The following is a 17,435-nucleotide window of genomic DNA, read 5'->3' as shown; positions in this document are numbered from 1 at the left end:
TCGGAAGCGTGTTGACGAGGAGACGCATTATCCCAGTAGTCTCTTGGCGATTCGTTCGGCTGCTTTGCCGTCCCAGAGTTTGGGGCATCGGCGTGCCGGCGGGTGGGCTTCGACTTCTTTCCACGCTGCCAGCAGCGTGTCTTTTCCGGGCTCGACCAGGCGGTTGGTGCCTTCATCGATCGTGATCGGGCGTTCGGTGTTCGGCCGAACCGTCAGACAGGTCACGCCCAGGTAGGTCGTTTCTTCTTGGACGCCGCCGGAGTCGGTCATGACGACGTTTGCCGATTTCATCAACGACATGAAATCAAAGTAACCGAGTGGGTCTACCATGTTGATGGCGTCGGCGACGGTGATGTTCTCCGTTTCCAATCGCGCCCGGGTTCTGGGATGCACCGGGAACACGATCGGTAGCGTTTGCGAGACTTCGTTGAGCGCCGCGATCAACTCGGCCAGCATCGCGGGATCGTCGACGTTGCTGGGCCGGTGCAGGGTTGCCAACACGAACTCGCCGGCGGTCAGTCCCAAGGTCGTCAAGATCTCGCTCTGTTCGATCTTGGGCAACGCACGGATCAACGAGTCGATCATCACGTTGCCGACGCAGTGGATTCGGTCCGGTGAAACGCCTTCGGCAATCAAGTTGGCATCGCCATCGGGCGAGGGCGTCAACAGCAGATCCGAAATCGCGTCGGTGATCTTGCGATTGATCTCTTCCGGCATCGTGTTGTCACGCGAACGCAAGCCCGCTTCGACGTGGGCGATCGGAACGCCGATCTTCGATGCCACCAAGGAACAGGCCACCGTCGAATTGACGTCTCCGACAACGACCAACCAGTCCGGCCGATGTTTCAAGATCACCGGTTCAAACTCCAACATGATCCGCGCCGTCTGAGCGGCATGTGACCCTCCGGACACCCCCAAGTGTTCGTGGGGTTTGGGAAGTTCGAGTTCACGAAAAAAAACGTCCGACATTTTTTCGTCGAAGTGCTGACCGGTGTGCACCAGGGTCTGCTGCACCCGGTCGCCGTAGCTGTCCAGTGCACGCATGATCGGCGCGATCTTCATAAAGTTGGGACGTGCTCCGACGACGGATAATATTTTCATGACCTTTTCGGGTTTCGGTTTGGAGAGGAATCGAGGGTGGTGAGAATGCGTGATGTGTTCCAGAAAGCCGATGGAGGAAGCGGCCCGGATCCGTCGGCTGCACCCGACAACGGGTCTGCGTTCGGGTCTGTTTTCAGGGCTCCCTGCGACGATTCAGGGACCAGGTCCCCGACGGGAAAATCGGGGAACCGGCGTGAACGCCCCAACACGCGGGGGATCATGCGTTCGTCCAGCGTCGCGGCGCGGCGCCAGGTTTGGGTCGCGGTTTCATAATCACCATGGTTGGCCGCCAACGCCCCGAAACGAAGTTGCAACTCGGGGTTGTTGCGAAACAGTGCAGCGGATTGACGGATCGCCAATCTGCTGCGGTCGGGCGATCGGTGCATAAATTCGAGATAGACTTGATCGATACGCGGCGGCATGGCCAGCGGTCGCTGCAGCAGTGACGCTTCGGCCGATCGCAACGCTTCGGCGTAGGGCGAGTCCGGCGAACGCAATTGCGAATCCAATGGCAACGGGGCGATCGGGTTTCCGGCATCGGTCACATGCCGAGAAAGGGCGGGATCGGACGCCCGCCATCCCAGTCGTCGGCGTCCGCGTGACGTCGCCGAGTAGAGCGCCGCTTGGTGAGCTTGCGGGATTCGCCCGACATTCATCAGGGTCAGTTCCAACAGCCGACCGCGTTGGAAATCCAGCCGGGTGAGAACGTCCAACAAATCCGGGTGTGGGTGTTGCGCGGCGAGTGTTCGGGTCTCGCCGGCGAATCGATCCAGCCACTGCGGGTCCGTCCGATGCTGCGGAAGTTCGGCATCGGCGGTACGGACGGCGAAGTCGACAAGGTTGTCCAACCGAAGTCGATCGATGGCGAACGCGGCGATCACCAACAGGCCTGCCGCACCGGCGAACTGAAAGACGCGTTCTCGCAGGACCCCGGGTGACCGCCACCAGGAACCTTGCCGCAGCAGTTTTAGTTTGGGCTTGCCGCTGGTGCCCGGCGTCGCATGCTCGCCTTCGCTCGCGGCCGACACCACCGTCGATGCTCGCGCGACGATCCCGGACAAGAGCAGGACGACCGCAATCAGGTTTGCCGGCAAAATCAGCCCGAAGTCGAAGGTCTGGCTGATGGCGATCACGAAGCAAAGATAACAGCCGGAAACCCAAAGCCCTTGGTCGAGCGGATCGGTCGAAGCGTACAAACGTCTCAGGCCGCGCGTCATCAGCACGGCGCCCCATCCCGTCAGGACGAGACCGGCCAGGCCGAGTTCGACAAACATCTCCAACCACAAGTTGTCGGCGTGCAAACAGTGACGCCACGGACTGGTCTGCTGCCACGGCAGATACGCGTAACCGTACGACGCCAACCCGCTGCCACCGGGAAAATGTTTGATCGCCGTGCGAAATCCGTCCGGCCAATGGGCAAGCCGGGTGTCGGTCGACAAACGATCGCTGCCCCGCGAGACGGTCGAACCGATCTGCTGGAACGTGTCTTCGCGGAGCGGCTGATTTCCGATCGTTCCGGCGCGCAACAACACGACGACCGTCAACACCACCGCCGCGGTTGCGGCCACCACCCCGCCCAGCCGCACTTTGTTCCCGCGAGTCAGGACCAGCGTGGCCGTGCCGGCGACCAACATCGACAACAGTCCGCCACGCGATCCACAGCCGATCAAACCGACCAGACCGACGCACAGGGAAATGAGGCCCGTCAACAACATCCCATCGCACAGCCAGGTTGAACGGAACGTTTTGCGTCCCGTTTGACGCTCCGACGACTCGTCCCCGTCGCCTTGGTGCGAGAGTGCCGTGCCGCGATAGACGACCAAGCCCAGTGCCGATGCGATCCCCACATTGATCGCCAGCGCCGCGTTGTTTCGATTCAGAAACGTTCCAAACGGTGCCCCTTCGCCCCCACTGCGAAAGCTCCACAGCTGAAACTCGGGAAACAGTTTGCGGGCAAGGCCGATCAGGGTGACCGAGCAGGCAGCCAAGGCAATCGTCGAGAGCAACCCAGTCGTTCGCGCTCGATCGTGAAACACCAAAGCCGCAAAAAACGAGACCAGCGTGGCGATCGAAAGGTTGGCGATCGCGTGTCTGGAATCGAAGGCGGCGATCGAGATCGGGAGGGATTGAGAGGGATCGACCGCAACGATCCCGCCTGCCCAAATCACAAACGCGGAATAACTGGCGGGGCTCAACCCGGCCACCAGACGCGCCGGCAGCGGCACGGTTTGCAACGCTGCAGCGGCCATCAAAATCAACAACAAACCCGTCACCGCAAACGCCTTGGAGGGCAAGCGAATTTCGCCCGCGCAGCCGACCGAAAGCGATCGGGCCAGCAGGGCGATCAAGCAGGCCAGGGTCAAGGCGACCGCGGATGTGTACTTGGTCCATGGCAAGATGCCGCCGAAATCGCTGGCCAACATCGCGGGGGCGATCCCGAATGTCAACGCAGCGATCCAGTACAGCAATTCGGAAAGACGTTGGCGCGAAGACAATCGGCTCAGGAGTCGGCACGTTGACGCGACGCTAAGAGCGCGTCCAAATCGGACTGGACCATGATTTCGGCGAGTCGGGGGAGCCGGGTTTCAGCCGTCCACTGAAGCGACTTCGATGCCCGGCCGGGATCGCCGACCAGATGCGTCCCTTCACTGGGACGCATGTAGCGGGGGTCTTGGGTCACAAAGTCTTCCCAGTCCAATCCGACCGCATCAAACGACGCCGCCAAAAAATCTTTGACACTGTGCGCGGTTCCCGTCGCAACGACAAAGTCATCCGCGGCGGGTTGCTGTAACATCCGCCACATCGCTTCGACGTACTCGGGGGCGTATCCCCAGTCACGGCGCCCATCGAGCGATCCGAGCGAAAGTGTTTTTTCCAGCCCCATCGAAATCGCGGCGGCGGCACGCGTGATCTTGCGGGTCACAAACGACTCACCACGACGGGGCGATTCGTGGTTGTAACAGATCGCGTTGCAGGCAAACAAACCGAAAGATTCTCGATACAGCGTGACCATTTGAGTCGCGAACGCCTTGGCAACCCCGTAAGGCGTGACCGGACGCATCGGCGTGGTTTCGTTCTGCGGAGATTGGTCGGGACGGCCGAAGATCTCGCTACTGCTGATGTGCACAAATCGAGGTTGCTTGTCCAAGTCCCGGAGGATTTCAAGCAACCGGAGCGTGCCCATGGCGGTGAATTCGCAGGTCGTCTCGGGGATCTCGAAACTCGCCCCGACGTGGCTCTGGCCGGCCAAGTGATACAGTTCATCCGGAGTCGATTTGAGCAGGATGCGACGGATCGTCGTCACGTCGCTCAGGTCGGCGTAGTGCAAGAACAGCCGTTTGTTGTAGACGTCTTCTTGGTGAAACAGCTGGTCCAATCGACCGCGAGCGGTGATGCTGCTACGCCGCACGATTCCATGGACGGTGTAGCCCTTGCTGATCAGCAACTCGGTCAAATAAGACCCGTCCTGACCGGTGATACCGGTAATGAGTGCCGTTGGCATTGGTGTTTCGCTGAAATTCAAAGGGTCAGCAATTCAAAGGGTTGAAGAAATCAGAGGGTCAGCGCGATGCCAGAGCCCGACGCATTGGAATGCTGAGGGACGGGGGCTTCGTGCAGGTGATGATCGGTCAGGTCGCTGGCGTGATCGGAAAGAATGCTGGTGAGGATTTGCGAGAATTTCTTGACGATCACGGGGCGGTCAAAGTGACGGATCGCCGCGTCCCGTGATCGGCGCTGGCGGTTGACAAAGTCGCTGGTGGAACTGCGACGCGATTCCGCCTCGGCTTGCGCCACTGCGTCGGCAATCGCACTCGGCGATCCCGGTGGAACGCACCAGCCGATGTCGCGTTCGCGAACGATTTGGCATAGATCCGTTTGCGGGTCGGCGACCGCAATCACGCTACGGCCCGCAGCCATGATACCGTACAACTTGCTCGGGCACAGACAACCGGTGACGCTTTGATGCATCGAGACGACGTGAACATTGGCCGCGGACAAACTTTCGGTCAGTTGGTCACGCGGTTGATAGTGGACGAATTCAACTCGCCCCGGCGGAAGGTTCAACTGCGCGGTGTGTTCGAGCAACTTGCCGCGCGACGCCCCGTTGCCGACCAGAACCAGTTTCGCCCGAGCCGGCCAGTGTGGCTCGGCTGCCGCGCTGATCAACACCTCCAAACGCTGGGTCAGCCCCATGTTGCCGGAATGCATGACCACGAACGCGTCGGACAATTCATAACGCTTTCGAAATTGATTTTCACATGGATCGATCGGGGCAATGGTTTGGCAGTCCGACCAGTTGGGAACGATTTCGATTTTGTCGCGTTGGATTCCCCATCCGGGCCCGGTCAGACGCCTCCGCATGCAGCGTCCCAGCACGATGATCCGCGAGGCATCCCGGTACGCCGCCCGCAACTTGCGTCGCAACAACGGTGCGACCAACGGCAGACGTACTTTGCCAACCGCTTCTGCCACATCCGGATAAATGTCCTGCAGATAAACACAATGCTCGGCACCGACCCGTCGGGCGTATTCCGCGCCCGCGATCGGCAGCAGAAACGGATCGGTCTCACTGATGACCACGTCGGCCCCCCAATCGATCTTGCGCAGGTAGCGACGGGCGGAATAAAAAAAGGAGAGCAGATTGAGGATGCGTCCGAACGGGTTCTTCTTGGCGAATTGGTGATGAGCCAGACGGTGGATCGTGACGCCGTCGCGGACTTCCGCACCGACCTGCAAAAACGGGCTATTCGTTTCGGGGCTGTTCGGCTGACCACAAACCACATGCACATCGAATTGCCGGGACAGACCACAGCACAAGTCCGAGAGCAACTGACCGGTCGCTTCGATATCCGGCCAATACGACCGATTCAAGAAGACGATGCGGTGACGGGGATTGGGCAAGGTGGGCTTCGGCTCAACGAGTTCGGTCGGGTCGGGGGGGATCATGGCAGAACGATTTTTTCCGACCACGGTTTATTCGTTTGATACCAACTCACGGATTCGTCCAATCCTTGTTCCAGCGAAACCTCGGGTTTCCAACCCAGCAGCTCGCCGGCTTTGGTGATGTCCGCACTGGTGGTCATCATGTCCGCCTGGTGGAAGGGCAGGTACTCGATGATCGCTTTTTTGCCGAGCCGATCTTCGAGCATGCCGATCAAGGTATTAAGCGAAACCGGAGTCCCACCCCCGCCCAAATTTATGATTTCGTATCCCACAGGTTTCGCCGCCAGGATGGTTCCCCGGGCGATATCGTCGACATAGGTGAAATCGCGGGATTGCTCACCGTCACCGAATAATTGGATCGGAACGCCATCGTCGATCCAGCGGATGAATCGAAAAATCGACATATCCGGTCGCCCCGCCGGCCCATAGACGGTGAAGTAGCGGCAGATCGAAACGTCGATCTGATACAGATGGTGGTGGCTGTACGCCATCACCTCGGCACCTTTCTTGCTGGCCGCGTAGGGGGAGATCGGCGTGTTGACCGGCAGCGATTCGCTGAACGGCATCGGTTGCCCGGCGTACAGAGAGGACGTCGATGCGAGGACATACTTGCCGACGCCGGTCCGCCGCATTTGATGCAGCAGATTCAGGCTGCCCAGTGAGTTGGTCGTCAGGTAGATGTGCGGATTCTCCATGCTGTATCGGACCCCCGCCCGGGCAGCAAGGTTAAACACGGCGTCGAAGGCATCGCCGTCGAACAGACCGGCCAACGCCTCTTGGTCTTCGATATCGATCCGATGAAAACTGAATCGATCAGACTCCAATTTTTTCAGTCGGTGTTCCTTCAGCGAGGTGTCGTAGTAGTCATTGACGTTGTCCACCCCGACGACTCGGTGTCCGGCCTCGAGCAACAACGACGCAACCCGATTGGCGATGAAGCCCGCGCAACCGGTGACGAGGTAGGTTCCGGGTGAATTTGCAGCAGTGCTCATCATGAAGTCTCGAAAAGTGAAAGTTGTTCCGGGGATGGACATTCGGTCGGAAAGGGCCGCGCCCCCAGAGACGCAGACCGCGCGGACTTCGTCCACGTGGGTGACACATCCGCTTCAGACGTGCCACCGCCAGGTCAGTTGGAAGGCTCGCTTATTCAGTGGAACGGGCTTCCCGCCTGTTAAACAGGATCTGACAGACCGCAAGCCTGTCCCACGGATCGGCCGACCACACTCACGTCCCGATGCACGTGGACCGCGCGCTGCCCATAGCATGCGGAAGTTGTCATCGCCTATTTGAACCGCCGACCACCAATGTCGTCCACGGATCCGGCGAGCAAACTTGGGGAACCGTGACGGTTGCAGGGGCGTTGCCTGTTGGGCGATTGATTCGGTTTGCGAGATCATTTTTGCGTTTCCGGCGGCAAACGGCGCATCAAACGGACGCGGGCAGAGCTATAGTGACGCAGTGATAGGCAACGCTGTGAAGCATTTTGTAGCGGTAGGGCGCGAGCCCTCCGGTATTTTGGTGAAGATGCGGAACCGGAGGGCTCGCGCCCTGCCGCTAAAACCTAAAGAAACACAGGAAAAAAATGCTTCACAGCGTTTAGCGATACGTGCAGCCCCCGACTTGCATTTGGTATGGTGCCTAAAATGATGCCCCGGGCTGCATGCAATTTTCTAAACAGTGAGATGTTTCAATGAGCAATGTGAATCCCTATTCCGTGACCGATGTCGGCGTACCAGCCGCGTTTGCCGACGAGTCGGCTCGCGCAGGATTCATTCGACGAACCTACACCCACCTGTTCGGCGCCATTTTGGCATTGATCGGAATCGAGGCGGTGATTTTCACCGTCGTCCCGCAAGCCAAGATGATGCAGCTGGTTCAAGGCGTTTCGCCCTGGACGTGGCTGATCGCGTTGGTCCTGTTCATGGGGATCGGTTGGCTGGCCCGGTCCTGGGCCAGCAACGGGGCCTCACCGGCGATGCAGTATGCAGGGCTGAGCTTGTACGTGGTGGCCGAGGCGGCGCTGCTGTTTCCGCTGCTGTACGTGGCGATCACGTTTGTCGACCCCAAGACTCCGCTGATGGCGGCGGCGGTCACGCTGGTGGTGTTCGGGGGGCTGACCGCGTTTGTGTTCATCACCGGTGCCGATTTCAGTGGCTGGGGCAAATTCCTGGCGTTGGGCGGATTCGCCGCGATGGGAGCGATCTTCGCGGGCGTCTTGATGGGGTTTTCGCTCGGGCTCTGGTTCAGCGTCGCGATGGTCGCCCTTGCCTCGGGGTATATCCTGTATGACACTTCGAACGTGCTGCACCATTACCGCACCGACCAGCACGTCGCGGCATCGCTTGCGCTCTTCGCGTCCGTCGTGCTGTTGTTTTGGTACGTGTTGCGGATCTTGATGGCGTTCGCCGAAGAGTGAAATTGATGGGTGACTTGGACGACTTGACTCGCTTGCCGGACGACTTTGACGGTCAGGTCCGCTTGTTCCCGTTGCCTTCGCTGGTTCTGTTTCCGCACGCCATGCAACCGCTGCACATCTTCGAACCCCGGTACTGCGAGATGCTCGCCGAGGCACTTGAAAGTGACGAGCTGATCGCGATGGCGACGCTGACCGAGACGCAACCGACCGACAAGGGGGATCCACCCATCGACCCGACGGTTTGCATCGGAAAAATCGTCTCCCACGTTGAACGCGATGACGACCGGCACAACATCTTGCTGGTCGGAATCAAACGGGCCCAGGTGACCGCCGAAGTCGATGCGGGGCGTTGTTTTCGAATCGCCAAGATCAACGTGTTGGACGATCTCTATCCGCCATCGGGGATGAGCGACCGCAGCCAGCTCCGGGCCGATTTGCTGGCGGCGTTTGGTGAAGTGATTCCGGCCAGCCAGAGTGTCCAACAGGGGCTCAGTGAATTGTTGGCCGGATCGATGGGGCTGGGGCCGATCACGGACATCATCTCGCACACCCTGCCGCTGTCGGTGGCAATGAAATTGCGATTGCTGGCCGAACAAAACGTCGACGATCGCGCCCAGTTGCTGATCGACTTCCTGGCCAGTGGTGCCGTCCAGCTGCCGTCTGCGGATCACCAGTCCGGCGGCGGCGCGGCAAAATCACGGTTGCCATTTCCGCCTCCGTTCAGCACCAACTGAACGGCGCCGCCAACTCAATGGCGATGCGAGGCCACCGCGGTGAAGCATTTTCCCGATGTGCTTCTTGAGGTTTTAGCGGCAGGGCGCGAGCCCTCCGGTTCTTCCTCTCTGCCACAACACCGGAGGGCTCGCGCCCTTCCGCTAAAAAATACTTCACAGCGTTGCCCCCCAGGGCGGATCGGGCCGGTGGAATCGACGTGGGGGGGCGTTTGTTCTATGTTGGTGGTCTCGTTTGCCAGGCTGATCTCGACATTCTCCAAGGAACGTGATGACCACTGAATCCGAACAACCGACTCCCGACTACTCCGCCGTCCGTGCCGAGTTGCAGGCGAAGCTCGACAAACTGGTGACGCGCGTCGAGGGAATTGACACCGACCTGAGCGAAGCGGTCAACGAAGATTGGGAGGAACGGGCGACCGAGCAAGAAGAAGATGAAGTGCTCGCCGGGCTGGGGAACGTCACGATGCGTGAGATCAATCAAATCAAAGAGGCCTTGCACGCGATCGAACAGGGGAGCTACGGCATCTGTGCCCGCTGCGGGACCCACATCGATCCGGCCCGGCTGGAGATCCTGCCGTTCGCAACGACATGCATCAAGTGCGCCTAGCGCATTTCGAAACTGCGCCTAGCGCATTTCGAAACTGCGCCTAGCGCATTTCGAAACTGCGCCTAGCGCATTTCTAAACTGCGCGTAGGGCATTTTTACCGTCGGCCCCTGCGACGATCGGGACGGTAATAAATCGCCTTCATGATTTCCTCCGGCGGAAGCAGATCCAGCACGTCGGGCTCTTCGCGCGCGCGGTAGCGGTCCAGCGGAGTCGATTCATCGGCTTGGAATGCCGGCGAGTTTCGGCGTAGCGATTCGAGGGTCCAGGTCCGCAGCGTATCGTTGACCGCAACCACGTCACCGGCAAGCTCGGTCGACAGGCTTGTCAACGCGCTCAGATCCTCGCGGGCCTGGTCATCCAGTAACGCCTTGAGATCCTGGTATTCGCGGTCGGTGACGGGAGGGATCCGCGGTGGCGGGGGGCGTCGCCCCGGGTCACGTTGATCTCCGCCGCCCGAAGCATCCGCGGCAGCAGGTGCCGGTCGACCGTTACCTGGGCCTCCACCGCCTGGGCCTCTCGGCCCGCCTCCGCCCAAACCCATTCGCAATCCGCCTCCGAATGCGGAAGATCCAGAGCCACGGCCTCGCCAATCGCGGTCGTCAACCATCGCGCGAAGCATGAAGTACTCGGCCCATTGATCGTCGCGTCCCTGCTCCTGGAGCATGGCTTTGCCGCGTTCGATTCCGGCGGCCAAATCGGGGATCTGCTCCAGCCGTTCCTTCAACAACAGTTGCAACCACAAGTAGATCCGATCCGAAGTTTCTTCGCTGATCAGTTTTCCGGAATCGCGCGCCAGATCGTTCATCGTGATATCGATGGCCAAATCAATCGCATTTTGGCGGACGGCTTCGTCTGTGCTTTGCAGATCATCACGCAGTTCTTCGCCGACGCTTTCGATCCAGACCGATGCGGCTTTCATGGTCTGCAACAGTTTTTCACTGTCCTTGGCGTTGCGGACTTCGTTGGCGATCCGCCTCAGCTCCTGCTTGGTTTCTTCGCTGTATCCGCGATAGGCCTCCCAGCGGACGACCAGCTTCTCGCGCGTCTCGGTGGGCAACGACTGTAGCGCGGCGTCGCGGTCTTGTAATGGAATCGAAGCGACCACACTGGCCGGAGCCATTTCTCGCTGGCCGACCTGCTCCATCGTTTCGATCATGTTTTGCCAGCGGGGATTGTACGCGAGCTGATAAAAGAACGAAAAATTGTCGCCCAACTTGTAGGCTTCGTGGTCCTCGGCGATCGCCAGCTCTGCCAGGTCATTGCTCAGTGCGATCCGATTGGCGATCGAGACGCCGATGGCGCCGGCGGCAAATCCGGCGACAAGCAAGGCGACGAAGACTAGGTGTCTCCAATGCTGGCTCACCCAACCGGCTTCCGATTGCTTTTCCGGAATGATGTCGGCGACCAGTAGCTCGATGGTCGATTCAACCAGTTTTTCGTTGTTGGACTCCGAGGGTAATTCGTCCAGCCACTCCCATCCGGTTTGTAGCGTTTGCAGTCGCCGCTGAAACTCGGTCTCCGCGACCAGCCGCTTCTCGACGGCCTTCCGCTCGGCGTCGTCCAGTTCGTCATCCAAATAGGCGACCAACAATTCATCGTCGGGATCGACCGGTTCGTCATCGGTTAGCAAGACACTTTCGCTCATGGTTCCACCTCGCTCGGGATCACCCCCGCCTCGATATACGGCTGCAAGATTTCGCGCAAGTTGACTCGTGCTCGACTGAGTAACGATTTGACCGCCTTGGTGGTCAGTCCCATCGTTTCAGCGATTTCGGCGTAACTCAGATTCTCAAAACGCGACAGCATCAACGCCGTCCGCTGTCGCTCCCCCAGGGCTTCGACCGCCTGCCGGACGATCGCGCCGCGTTCGCTGCCCTCGACCAATCGACCAGGCATCAGCGAACTGGCGTCCAACGCGGTGGCGGCCAGAATGCCGACCGCCTGGGAGCCGTCGGAGGTCACCGGTGCGTCGACCTCGTTGACCTCCTGACGCCGCCCCTGACTGCGCGTCGCGTTTCGCGCCACATTGGCCGCGATCGTGAACAACCAGGTCGAAAACTTGGCGCCGGGCTCATAGCTATGCCGCGCCCGGAAGACACGCATGAACGTCTCCTGCGCCAAATCCTCCGCCAGATCCGGTTTGGGACCGATCGTTCGCATCAAACGGACCAGCCGAGGCTGATACTTTCGTAGCAACTCCTCAAACGCGGCGGCGTCGTCGTTTCTGACACGAATCATCAACCGGACGTCGGGGTCCGATTGCTGGTAACGCAGTGCGGTGGAATCACTAACAGCCAAACGATCGGGGACGCTATGAGAAAGGAAGAATCGGCATCAATGCCTGAAATCGAGCATTCTAGTCTATCACGTTGAAACCCGCCCTAGCAGTCCAGGTTTCGCTCATTCGTGCCCAAGCTTGCGCTCTCCCAGCCGCCCCAGCAATGCCACCGCGGCCACGGCCAGCAATTCCACCCCGATAAACAGCAATCGAGCCAAAATCGCAGCCAACAGGGCGTGAGATCCCCCGATCACCGGCGCCAAAACCACCGCCAGCGTCAACTCGCGAACCCCCGCACCGCCTGGCAGCAACGACGCGAACCCGACCACCATCGCCAACGCAATCGAGGCGACTGAGGCGGCGTAGAGCAATAAGGCGGAATGCACCGTCCGCTCCCCAGGAATGCTATCCACCAACCAGGCGAACGAAGCACCGATCAAGGCCCAAGCAATGCCCTGGCCGATCCAGGCAGACACAAAAAATCGCCAATCGTGGCCAACCGCAACGACCACCGACTCCGCCCCCCCCGAACCGGCCCCCACCCCCATCAACCCGGGGTCTGTCCCCATCAACCCGGAGTCTGTCCCCATCAACCCGGGGTCTGTCCCCATCAACCCGGGGTCTGTCCCCATCAACCCGGGGTCTGTCCCCATCAACCCGGGGTCTGTCCCCATCAACCCGGGGTCTGTCCCCATCAACCCGGGGTCTGTCCCCATCAACCCGGGGTCTGTCCCCATCAACCCGGGGTCTGTCCCCGTCGATCCGGGGTCTGTCCCCATCGACCCGGGGTCTGTCCCCGTCGATCCGGGGTCTGTCCCCGTCGATCCGGGGTCTGTCCCCGGCGATTCGGGGCCTGTCCCCGGGGGGAGGGGGAGGTCGGGCGGGGTTTGCGGTTTCGGGGCGACTTTGTTGACCAATCGCTTTAACACCGGGGGCAAGGTCGGAAGCGTCGCCAGAACGCCTCCGCAAAGTGCACACCAGGCGATCCATCGGGGCACCGGCAACAAGAAAATCAATCCTCCCGCCACCGCCGCGCCGACTGCCATCATCGTCAGCGTTTCCAAAAAAACGGCGATCGAACCGGCGACGACCGGAACCCCGACGCCCCTCAGCCGCCCGGCCCGGATCACCACCACCATCGCTTTGCCGGGCACGTATTTCCCCAAATGACCGACCACTTGGGCGGACAGGACGTCCTGGATGCGGACGCGATAGCCCAACACTCGTGTTCCTTCGTACAGTACCACCCCGCCGGGAATCAGACCGAGCCCATAGAACACGGCCGCCAGGCCGATCTTTCCCCACGCGAGATTCAGCACCTCCGGAACCTGGGACCGAGCCGAAGCCAGATCGGATTCCAATTGTCGGCGCTGCGCCCCCGTTTTCGCCGATCCAATCGCCGTCTCAATTTCTGCGATCCGCTCCAGCGCCAGTTTTTTTTGATGGTTCCACTGCGTGATGGCACTGCGGGCGGCCAGAACCAGTCCGACGATGACAACGGCTGCGATCAGCCCCCGCGCAACGCGTTTGACGTTCGAACTCATTCGGTTTCCGGATATCGGATCGATTCCTTTCGCAACCGAACCTTCCACTTTTTGACCACTTCCTCGCGACGACTGGCCACTTCCTCCTCGGGTTTGAAGAACAGGGTCGTGCCGCTGATGTCGCGCAGGTGTTCCGACGCCAAGACGCGGACGGGCATCGACGCCGATTCCAGATCGGCGACCAGTTCGGCGTCTCCACCGGTTTCCAACTGATCCTGCGAGTAACCGATCAGCAGGCGAAACAACGTGTCGCCATCCGCGTTGTCCATCGCCGCGTTCTGCCCCGCGATCGCCGTCCTCACCGCGGCGGCGTCCACAATGCTGCGGTCCATCATCTGACGGACCGCATCCAAGTGAGACGACCAATAGAGACGCTGCTTCGGATTGCTAAATAATCCATCCACGCCGAAGTAGGCCGACGCATCTCCCAACGCCAGCATGGTCTTGCCGGCAAGCGCCGCGACTTCGTTGCGACGAAACCCCAAAGCAACGCGTAATGACAACAGCAGCGAGTCGGATCCGTCACCGCGGACCAATTCCAGCAAATCGCTGGCCGCCTCCGATTCCAGCGATCCGGTGTCCACTTCGGGATCGATCCAAGACGGCAACTGTGGCGGTTGAGTCACCGAGTTCTCTTCCGGATCTGATTCGCCCAGTTTAAACGTGACTTGCGAACCGCCAGGAACCTCTACCGCGCTGCCGTACCCACTGACCGAAACGTTGCCCGCGACGCTGGTCAGTACCACGACGGTCCGATGATTCTGGACCACCATCGGGTCGGCCCCCAACTCACGACGATGCAAGACTTCAAATGCCAGCACAGCCTGCCCCGTTTCTGTCTGGGCAACGATCGTGGTCTCGCCGACCGTCATGGCAACACTGTTTCCGGGTTTGGGCAATTGAACCGTGCCCCGGCCATATCGAATCTCCAAGTTCACCGTCGCCTGGCCCGATTCCCAACGGACTTCGGTAGGCCCCACCAGCGTGCTGGTCGGCGACTCATCCCCGGCCAGCTGAAAACTGGCGCGATACTCGGGGCCACAAACCGTCACGCTGCCGGGGGACACGTCGGATTTGGGTGCCAATAACGTCCAGTTCGATTCCCCTTGCTGCTGGGCGACCAACGCGTTCTCGGAAACCAGTTTTGCGAGGGCCAATTCGGACGCGGCGGCATCGTCGGCGGTCGGGTCATCCGCACTGTCCATTTCGGGCGATTTCGTTTCGGAATCGGAATCGCCTGGCGTCTTGGCATCGGGTAACGAAGCGATCCGCTCTTCCGCCATCCCGGGCGGCAGCGGGGGCGCGTCGGAGTCTTCCATCACGACCTCGGCGTTTCCCGCCAACGGATCCGAATCAACGGCTGCGGGCGATGGATTGGGCGGGATCGGCAACGGCGGTGCGTCCGATTCCTCCATCGGCTCCGCGGTCTCGACCGTTGCGGGAACCTCGACCAAGTCAGCCGCCGAATCAGGCTCCGGTGGTGCGTCATCGGTGCCGGGAACGGGCGGCACTTGGGCGACCGGTTCCGGCGCCGGCAACATCTCCGGATCGATCGCCATGGGATCGTCCGCCCCGACGTCTGTGTCTGCATCTGAGTCTGTATCGCCAGTCGCCGACTCACCACTCGCCGACTCATCGGTGCCGTCGTCCGACGCGGGGGCATCAGGCTCGTTGTCGGAAACGCTGACGTCGGCATCGGACTGCGCGAGTTTTTGCGGTCCCAGCAGCGGCGTAAAGATTTTACTGATGGCGAACAGTAAGATCGCGACCAGCGCCAGCGTCACCAGCCACGGCGTGACCCGCGATGTTCGCACTTCTCCGTCATAGAAATCGGAACGTTCCAGTTGTTTCAGCGGCCGATCCCCTGCCAGCGGCTCGGCGTCGTCCAAGGCGGTCCCGGCCTCGGCGAATTGATGCGACTGTTCACGCAGTTTCGTCGCCGCTTGGAACACGCCGCTGTCGCCCGCTCCGACCGGTTTCACGTCATGCGGCGGTGTCGCACGGGGATCGGCGATCGGTTGCGACGATGCGTCGGGAAACGCGCCGACGGCGACGTCATCCGGTGTTTCTGCCGGCGGCTGTGTGACCGCCCCGTCATCGTCGTCGGTGAGCTCGATGCCGGAATAACGGGGCCCGATTTCGCCGGCGATCGCCGGTGACGCGGTTCCTCCGAGAGACCCCGTCGACGGCGACAAATCCGTCGCGACCTTGCCATTGGCGTCGACCATTGCGATCACACGCTCACGCAAGTGATCCGACACCTCGGCCGGTCGTCCTAACACCATCGTCAAAATCTGATGGCAGGCGGCCGCCTCGGCAAGATGTGGCAGTGATTCCAGGCACGCCTTTTCGATTTCCGCGATCTGCTCCGGCGGCAGTGTGCTGTCCAAGAAATTGCTCATCATGTTCGGCTCCTCGATCGGGTGCACCGAATCGGGAGCGGGAGCGGACAACGAAGGGTCGGCCACGGAGCTGCGGATTCGTTGCACCAGTTGCGTGGCGAACCCGCTCTGTTCCACCTTTTGCCGCAGAATTTCCGCCTCCTGGGGCTCAAGCGTGTTATCCAAATAGGCCAGCAACGTTCGCAGCGTCAGTCGCATCGTTCGTCTCATCACTAAACAGAGTCGGGGAGCAGTTACCGATGTTAGTGGGAAGTGACGCGATGATCCGTGCAAGAAAACGGAGATTTTTTTTCGAAAGATTCGGCCTGTCGTGGAGCATTAGGCAGTAGGTCACGATGTGCGTGACGATGGCATGCACAGCATGCCCTACCAAGCGAAGACATGCACAGCATGCCCGAACCAAGCGATGGCATGCACAGCATGCCCTACGTGGTGAAGGCATGCTTTGCATGACGCGGTGGAGTCGCCGGGCTCGATTGCCCCTAGGCCAACACGTTGGTGATCGGCACGTTGGTGGCCAGGGCGGTGATCAGGACCAGCAACAGGATCCCCAGCCAAATCATCACGGCGACCGAGGTCAGCAACCAGAATTGGTTCAAGGTCCGGGCGGCCATCAGCGCGGCGATGGCCGAGGACGACTGGGCGGCTGCTTTCAGTTTGACCGAAGCCTGCACCGCCATCACGCCCGCAATCGCCGCCACGCCGCTGAGCGAAATCCGGATCGCGGCGGACATCGTATCGGATTTCAATTTTCTGCCGCCCTGATTGAGGGCCACGATCTGGCCGACCATGAAGATCGCGGCGATGATCAGCAAACTGACTCCGAAGGCCAGGATCAGGGCGTGGTGCTTGGCAAGCTCGGTCGCCAGCGCGCCCCCATCGGCCGGGGGCGTTTCGCTGTCCACGTGTGAGACGATCGTCTGTCCGCTTTTTGCCGCAGCACCGCCGAACAGTTCCGGGATCACTTCGGCAGCCGGCTTCCACGTGTCCATACCGTTCTTCCAGACCAGCGAATCCTTCTTCAGGATTTTCGCCTCGCTGTAGAGACGCATTTGGTCCATCGAAACCGGCCCCTGTTTTTCACCGTTGACGTGGGCGTACCACTGTGCCGTTGCGTTGTCGCTGGCAGCCGGCGCGGCTCCGCCTTCACCGTGTGATCCTTCGCCGCCCGGAGGGACGCTCGATGCCGACGCCGCCATGTCGCCGGCCATCCCACCGCTGGCGACCGCCCGGGGAAAGAAATTACCGAACTCGTCGGCCTTCATCCAGCTCAGCCCGTCGCCGGACAACTCATGCATCCGAGTGACCTGGCCGCGACGGACCATGTCCTTGACCTTGTCCGGCGTCAGCGGGCCGATCGTTCGACCGCGGAAACGAATAAAGACACGTTCGATTTGAGTCATGCGAT

At 60.6% G+C, this 17,435-nt stretch carries 13 protein-coding genes; 3 read left to right on the top strand and 10 right to left on the bottom strand.

The annotated features are described in order from the left end of the window. Positions 1-27: 27 nt before the first annotated feature. The 5 genes from wecB to Enr13x_RS14195 are packed head-to-tail and all read right to left on the bottom strand — an operon-like array spanning position 28 to position 7,040. Positions 28-1,101 carry a non-hydrolyzing UDP-N-acetylglucosamine 2-epimerase gene (gene wecB, locus Enr13x_RS14215; RefSeq protein ID WP_145387012.1) on the bottom strand — a complete coding sequence of 358 codons (1,074 nt, stop codon included), beginning with the start codon at positions 1,099-1,101 and terminating at the stop codon, positions 28-30. After that, on the bottom strand, positions 1,098-3,596 hold the full coding sequence (locus tag Enr13x_RS14210; protein WP_145387010.1) for an O-antigen ligase family protein: 2,499 nt from the start codon (positions 3,594-3,596) through the stop codon (positions 1,098-1,100). Before Enr13x_RS14210 ends, wecB begins: the two co-directional genes overlap by 4 nt. 5 nt (positions 3,597-3,601) lie before the next feature. Beyond that, complete coding sequence (locus Enr13x_RS14205; RefSeq protein WP_145387008.1) at positions 3,602-4,603, bottom strand: GDP-mannose 4,6-dehydratase; 1,002 nt, start codon at positions 4,601-4,603, stop codon at positions 3,602-3,604. A 50-nt stretch (positions 4,604-4,653) separates the two neighbouring features. Beyond that, a complete protein-coding gene (locus Enr13x_RS14200) occupies positions 4,654-6,048 on the bottom strand; it encodes a glycosyltransferase family 4 protein (protein ID WP_145387006.1) in 1,395 nt (464 codons plus the stop codon). Further along, complete coding sequence (locus Enr13x_RS14195; protein WP_231744285.1) at positions 6,045-7,040, bottom strand: NAD-dependent epimerase/dehydratase family protein; 996 nt, start codon at positions 7,038-7,040, stop codon at positions 6,045-6,047. Before Enr13x_RS14195 ends, Enr13x_RS14200 begins: the two co-directional genes overlap by 4 nt. A gap of 695 nt (positions 7,041-7,735) precedes the next feature. Here Enr13x_RS14195 and Enr13x_RS14190 point away from each other — a divergent pair. The 3 genes from Enr13x_RS14190 (at position 7,736) to Enr13x_RS14180 (ending at position 9,802) form a co-directional block, all read left to right on the top strand. After that, a complete protein-coding gene (locus Enr13x_RS14190; RefSeq protein WP_145387004.1) occupies positions 7,736-8,461 on the top strand; it encodes a Bax inhibitor-1/YccA family protein in 726 nt (241 codons plus the stop codon). 5 nt (positions 8,462-8,466) lie between these two features. Further along, positions 8,467-9,195 carry an LON peptidase substrate-binding domain-containing protein gene (locus tag Enr13x_RS14185; protein WP_145387002.1) on the top strand — a complete coding sequence of 243 codons (729 nt, stop codon included), beginning with the start codon at positions 8,467-8,469 and terminating at the stop codon, positions 9,193-9,195. A 268-nt stretch (positions 9,196-9,463) separates the two neighbouring features. Then, positions 9,464-9,802, top strand: coding sequence for a TraR/DksA family transcriptional regulator (locus tag Enr13x_RS14180; RefSeq protein ID WP_145387000.1), 339 nt, complete (start codon positions 9,464-9,466; stop codon positions 9,800-9,802). 95 nt (positions 9,803-9,897) lie between these two features. Here the strand turns inward: Enr13x_RS14180 and Enr13x_RS37955 are convergent, their stop codons facing one another. The 5 genes from Enr13x_RS37955 to Enr13x_RS14155 all read right to left on the bottom strand — a co-directional run bounded on the left by Enr13x_RS37955 (position 9,898) and on the right by Enr13x_RS14155 (position 17,430). Beyond that, positions 9,898-11,448: an anti-sigma factor family protein gene (locus tag Enr13x_RS37955; protein WP_197456019.1), complete on the bottom strand. Its 1,551-nt coding sequence runs from the start codon at positions 11,446-11,448 to the stop codon at positions 9,898-9,900. Further along, complete coding sequence (locus Enr13x_RS14170) at positions 11,445-12,101, bottom strand: RNA polymerase sigma factor (protein WP_231744284.1); 657 nt, start codon at positions 12,099-12,101, stop codon at positions 11,445-11,447. Before Enr13x_RS14170 ends, Enr13x_RS37955 begins: the two co-directional genes overlap by 4 nt. Before the next feature lie 102 nt (positions 12,102-12,203). Continuing rightward, on the bottom strand, positions 12,204-13,625 hold the full coding sequence (locus tag Enr13x_RS14165) for a hypothetical protein (RefSeq protein ID WP_145386998.1): 1,422 nt from the start codon (positions 13,623-13,625) through the stop codon (positions 12,204-12,206). Further along, complete coding sequence (locus Enr13x_RS14160) at positions 13,622-16,237, bottom strand: hypothetical protein (protein ID WP_145386996.1); 2,616 nt, start codon at positions 16,235-16,237, stop codon at positions 13,622-13,624. The genes Enr13x_RS14165 and Enr13x_RS14160 overlap by 4 nt, the downstream gene beginning before the upstream one ends. Positions 16,238-16,509: 272 nt before the next feature. Next, positions 16,510-17,430 (bottom strand): DUF4339 domain-containing protein, encoded by a 921-nt coding sequence (locus Enr13x_RS14155; protein WP_145386995.1) that lies wholly within the window; start codon positions 17,428-17,430, stop codon positions 16,510-16,512. Between the last annotated feature and the right edge of the window lie 5 nt (positions 17,431-17,435).

Origin of the sequence: Stieleria neptunia (assembly GCF_007754155.1) — a bacterium.
GTDB classification, from domain to species: domain Bacteria; phylum Planctomycetota; class Planctomycetia; order Pirellulales; family Pirellulaceae; genus Stieleria; species Stieleria neptunia.
This window is presented reverse-complemented; position numbering and strand designations above follow the sequence as displayed.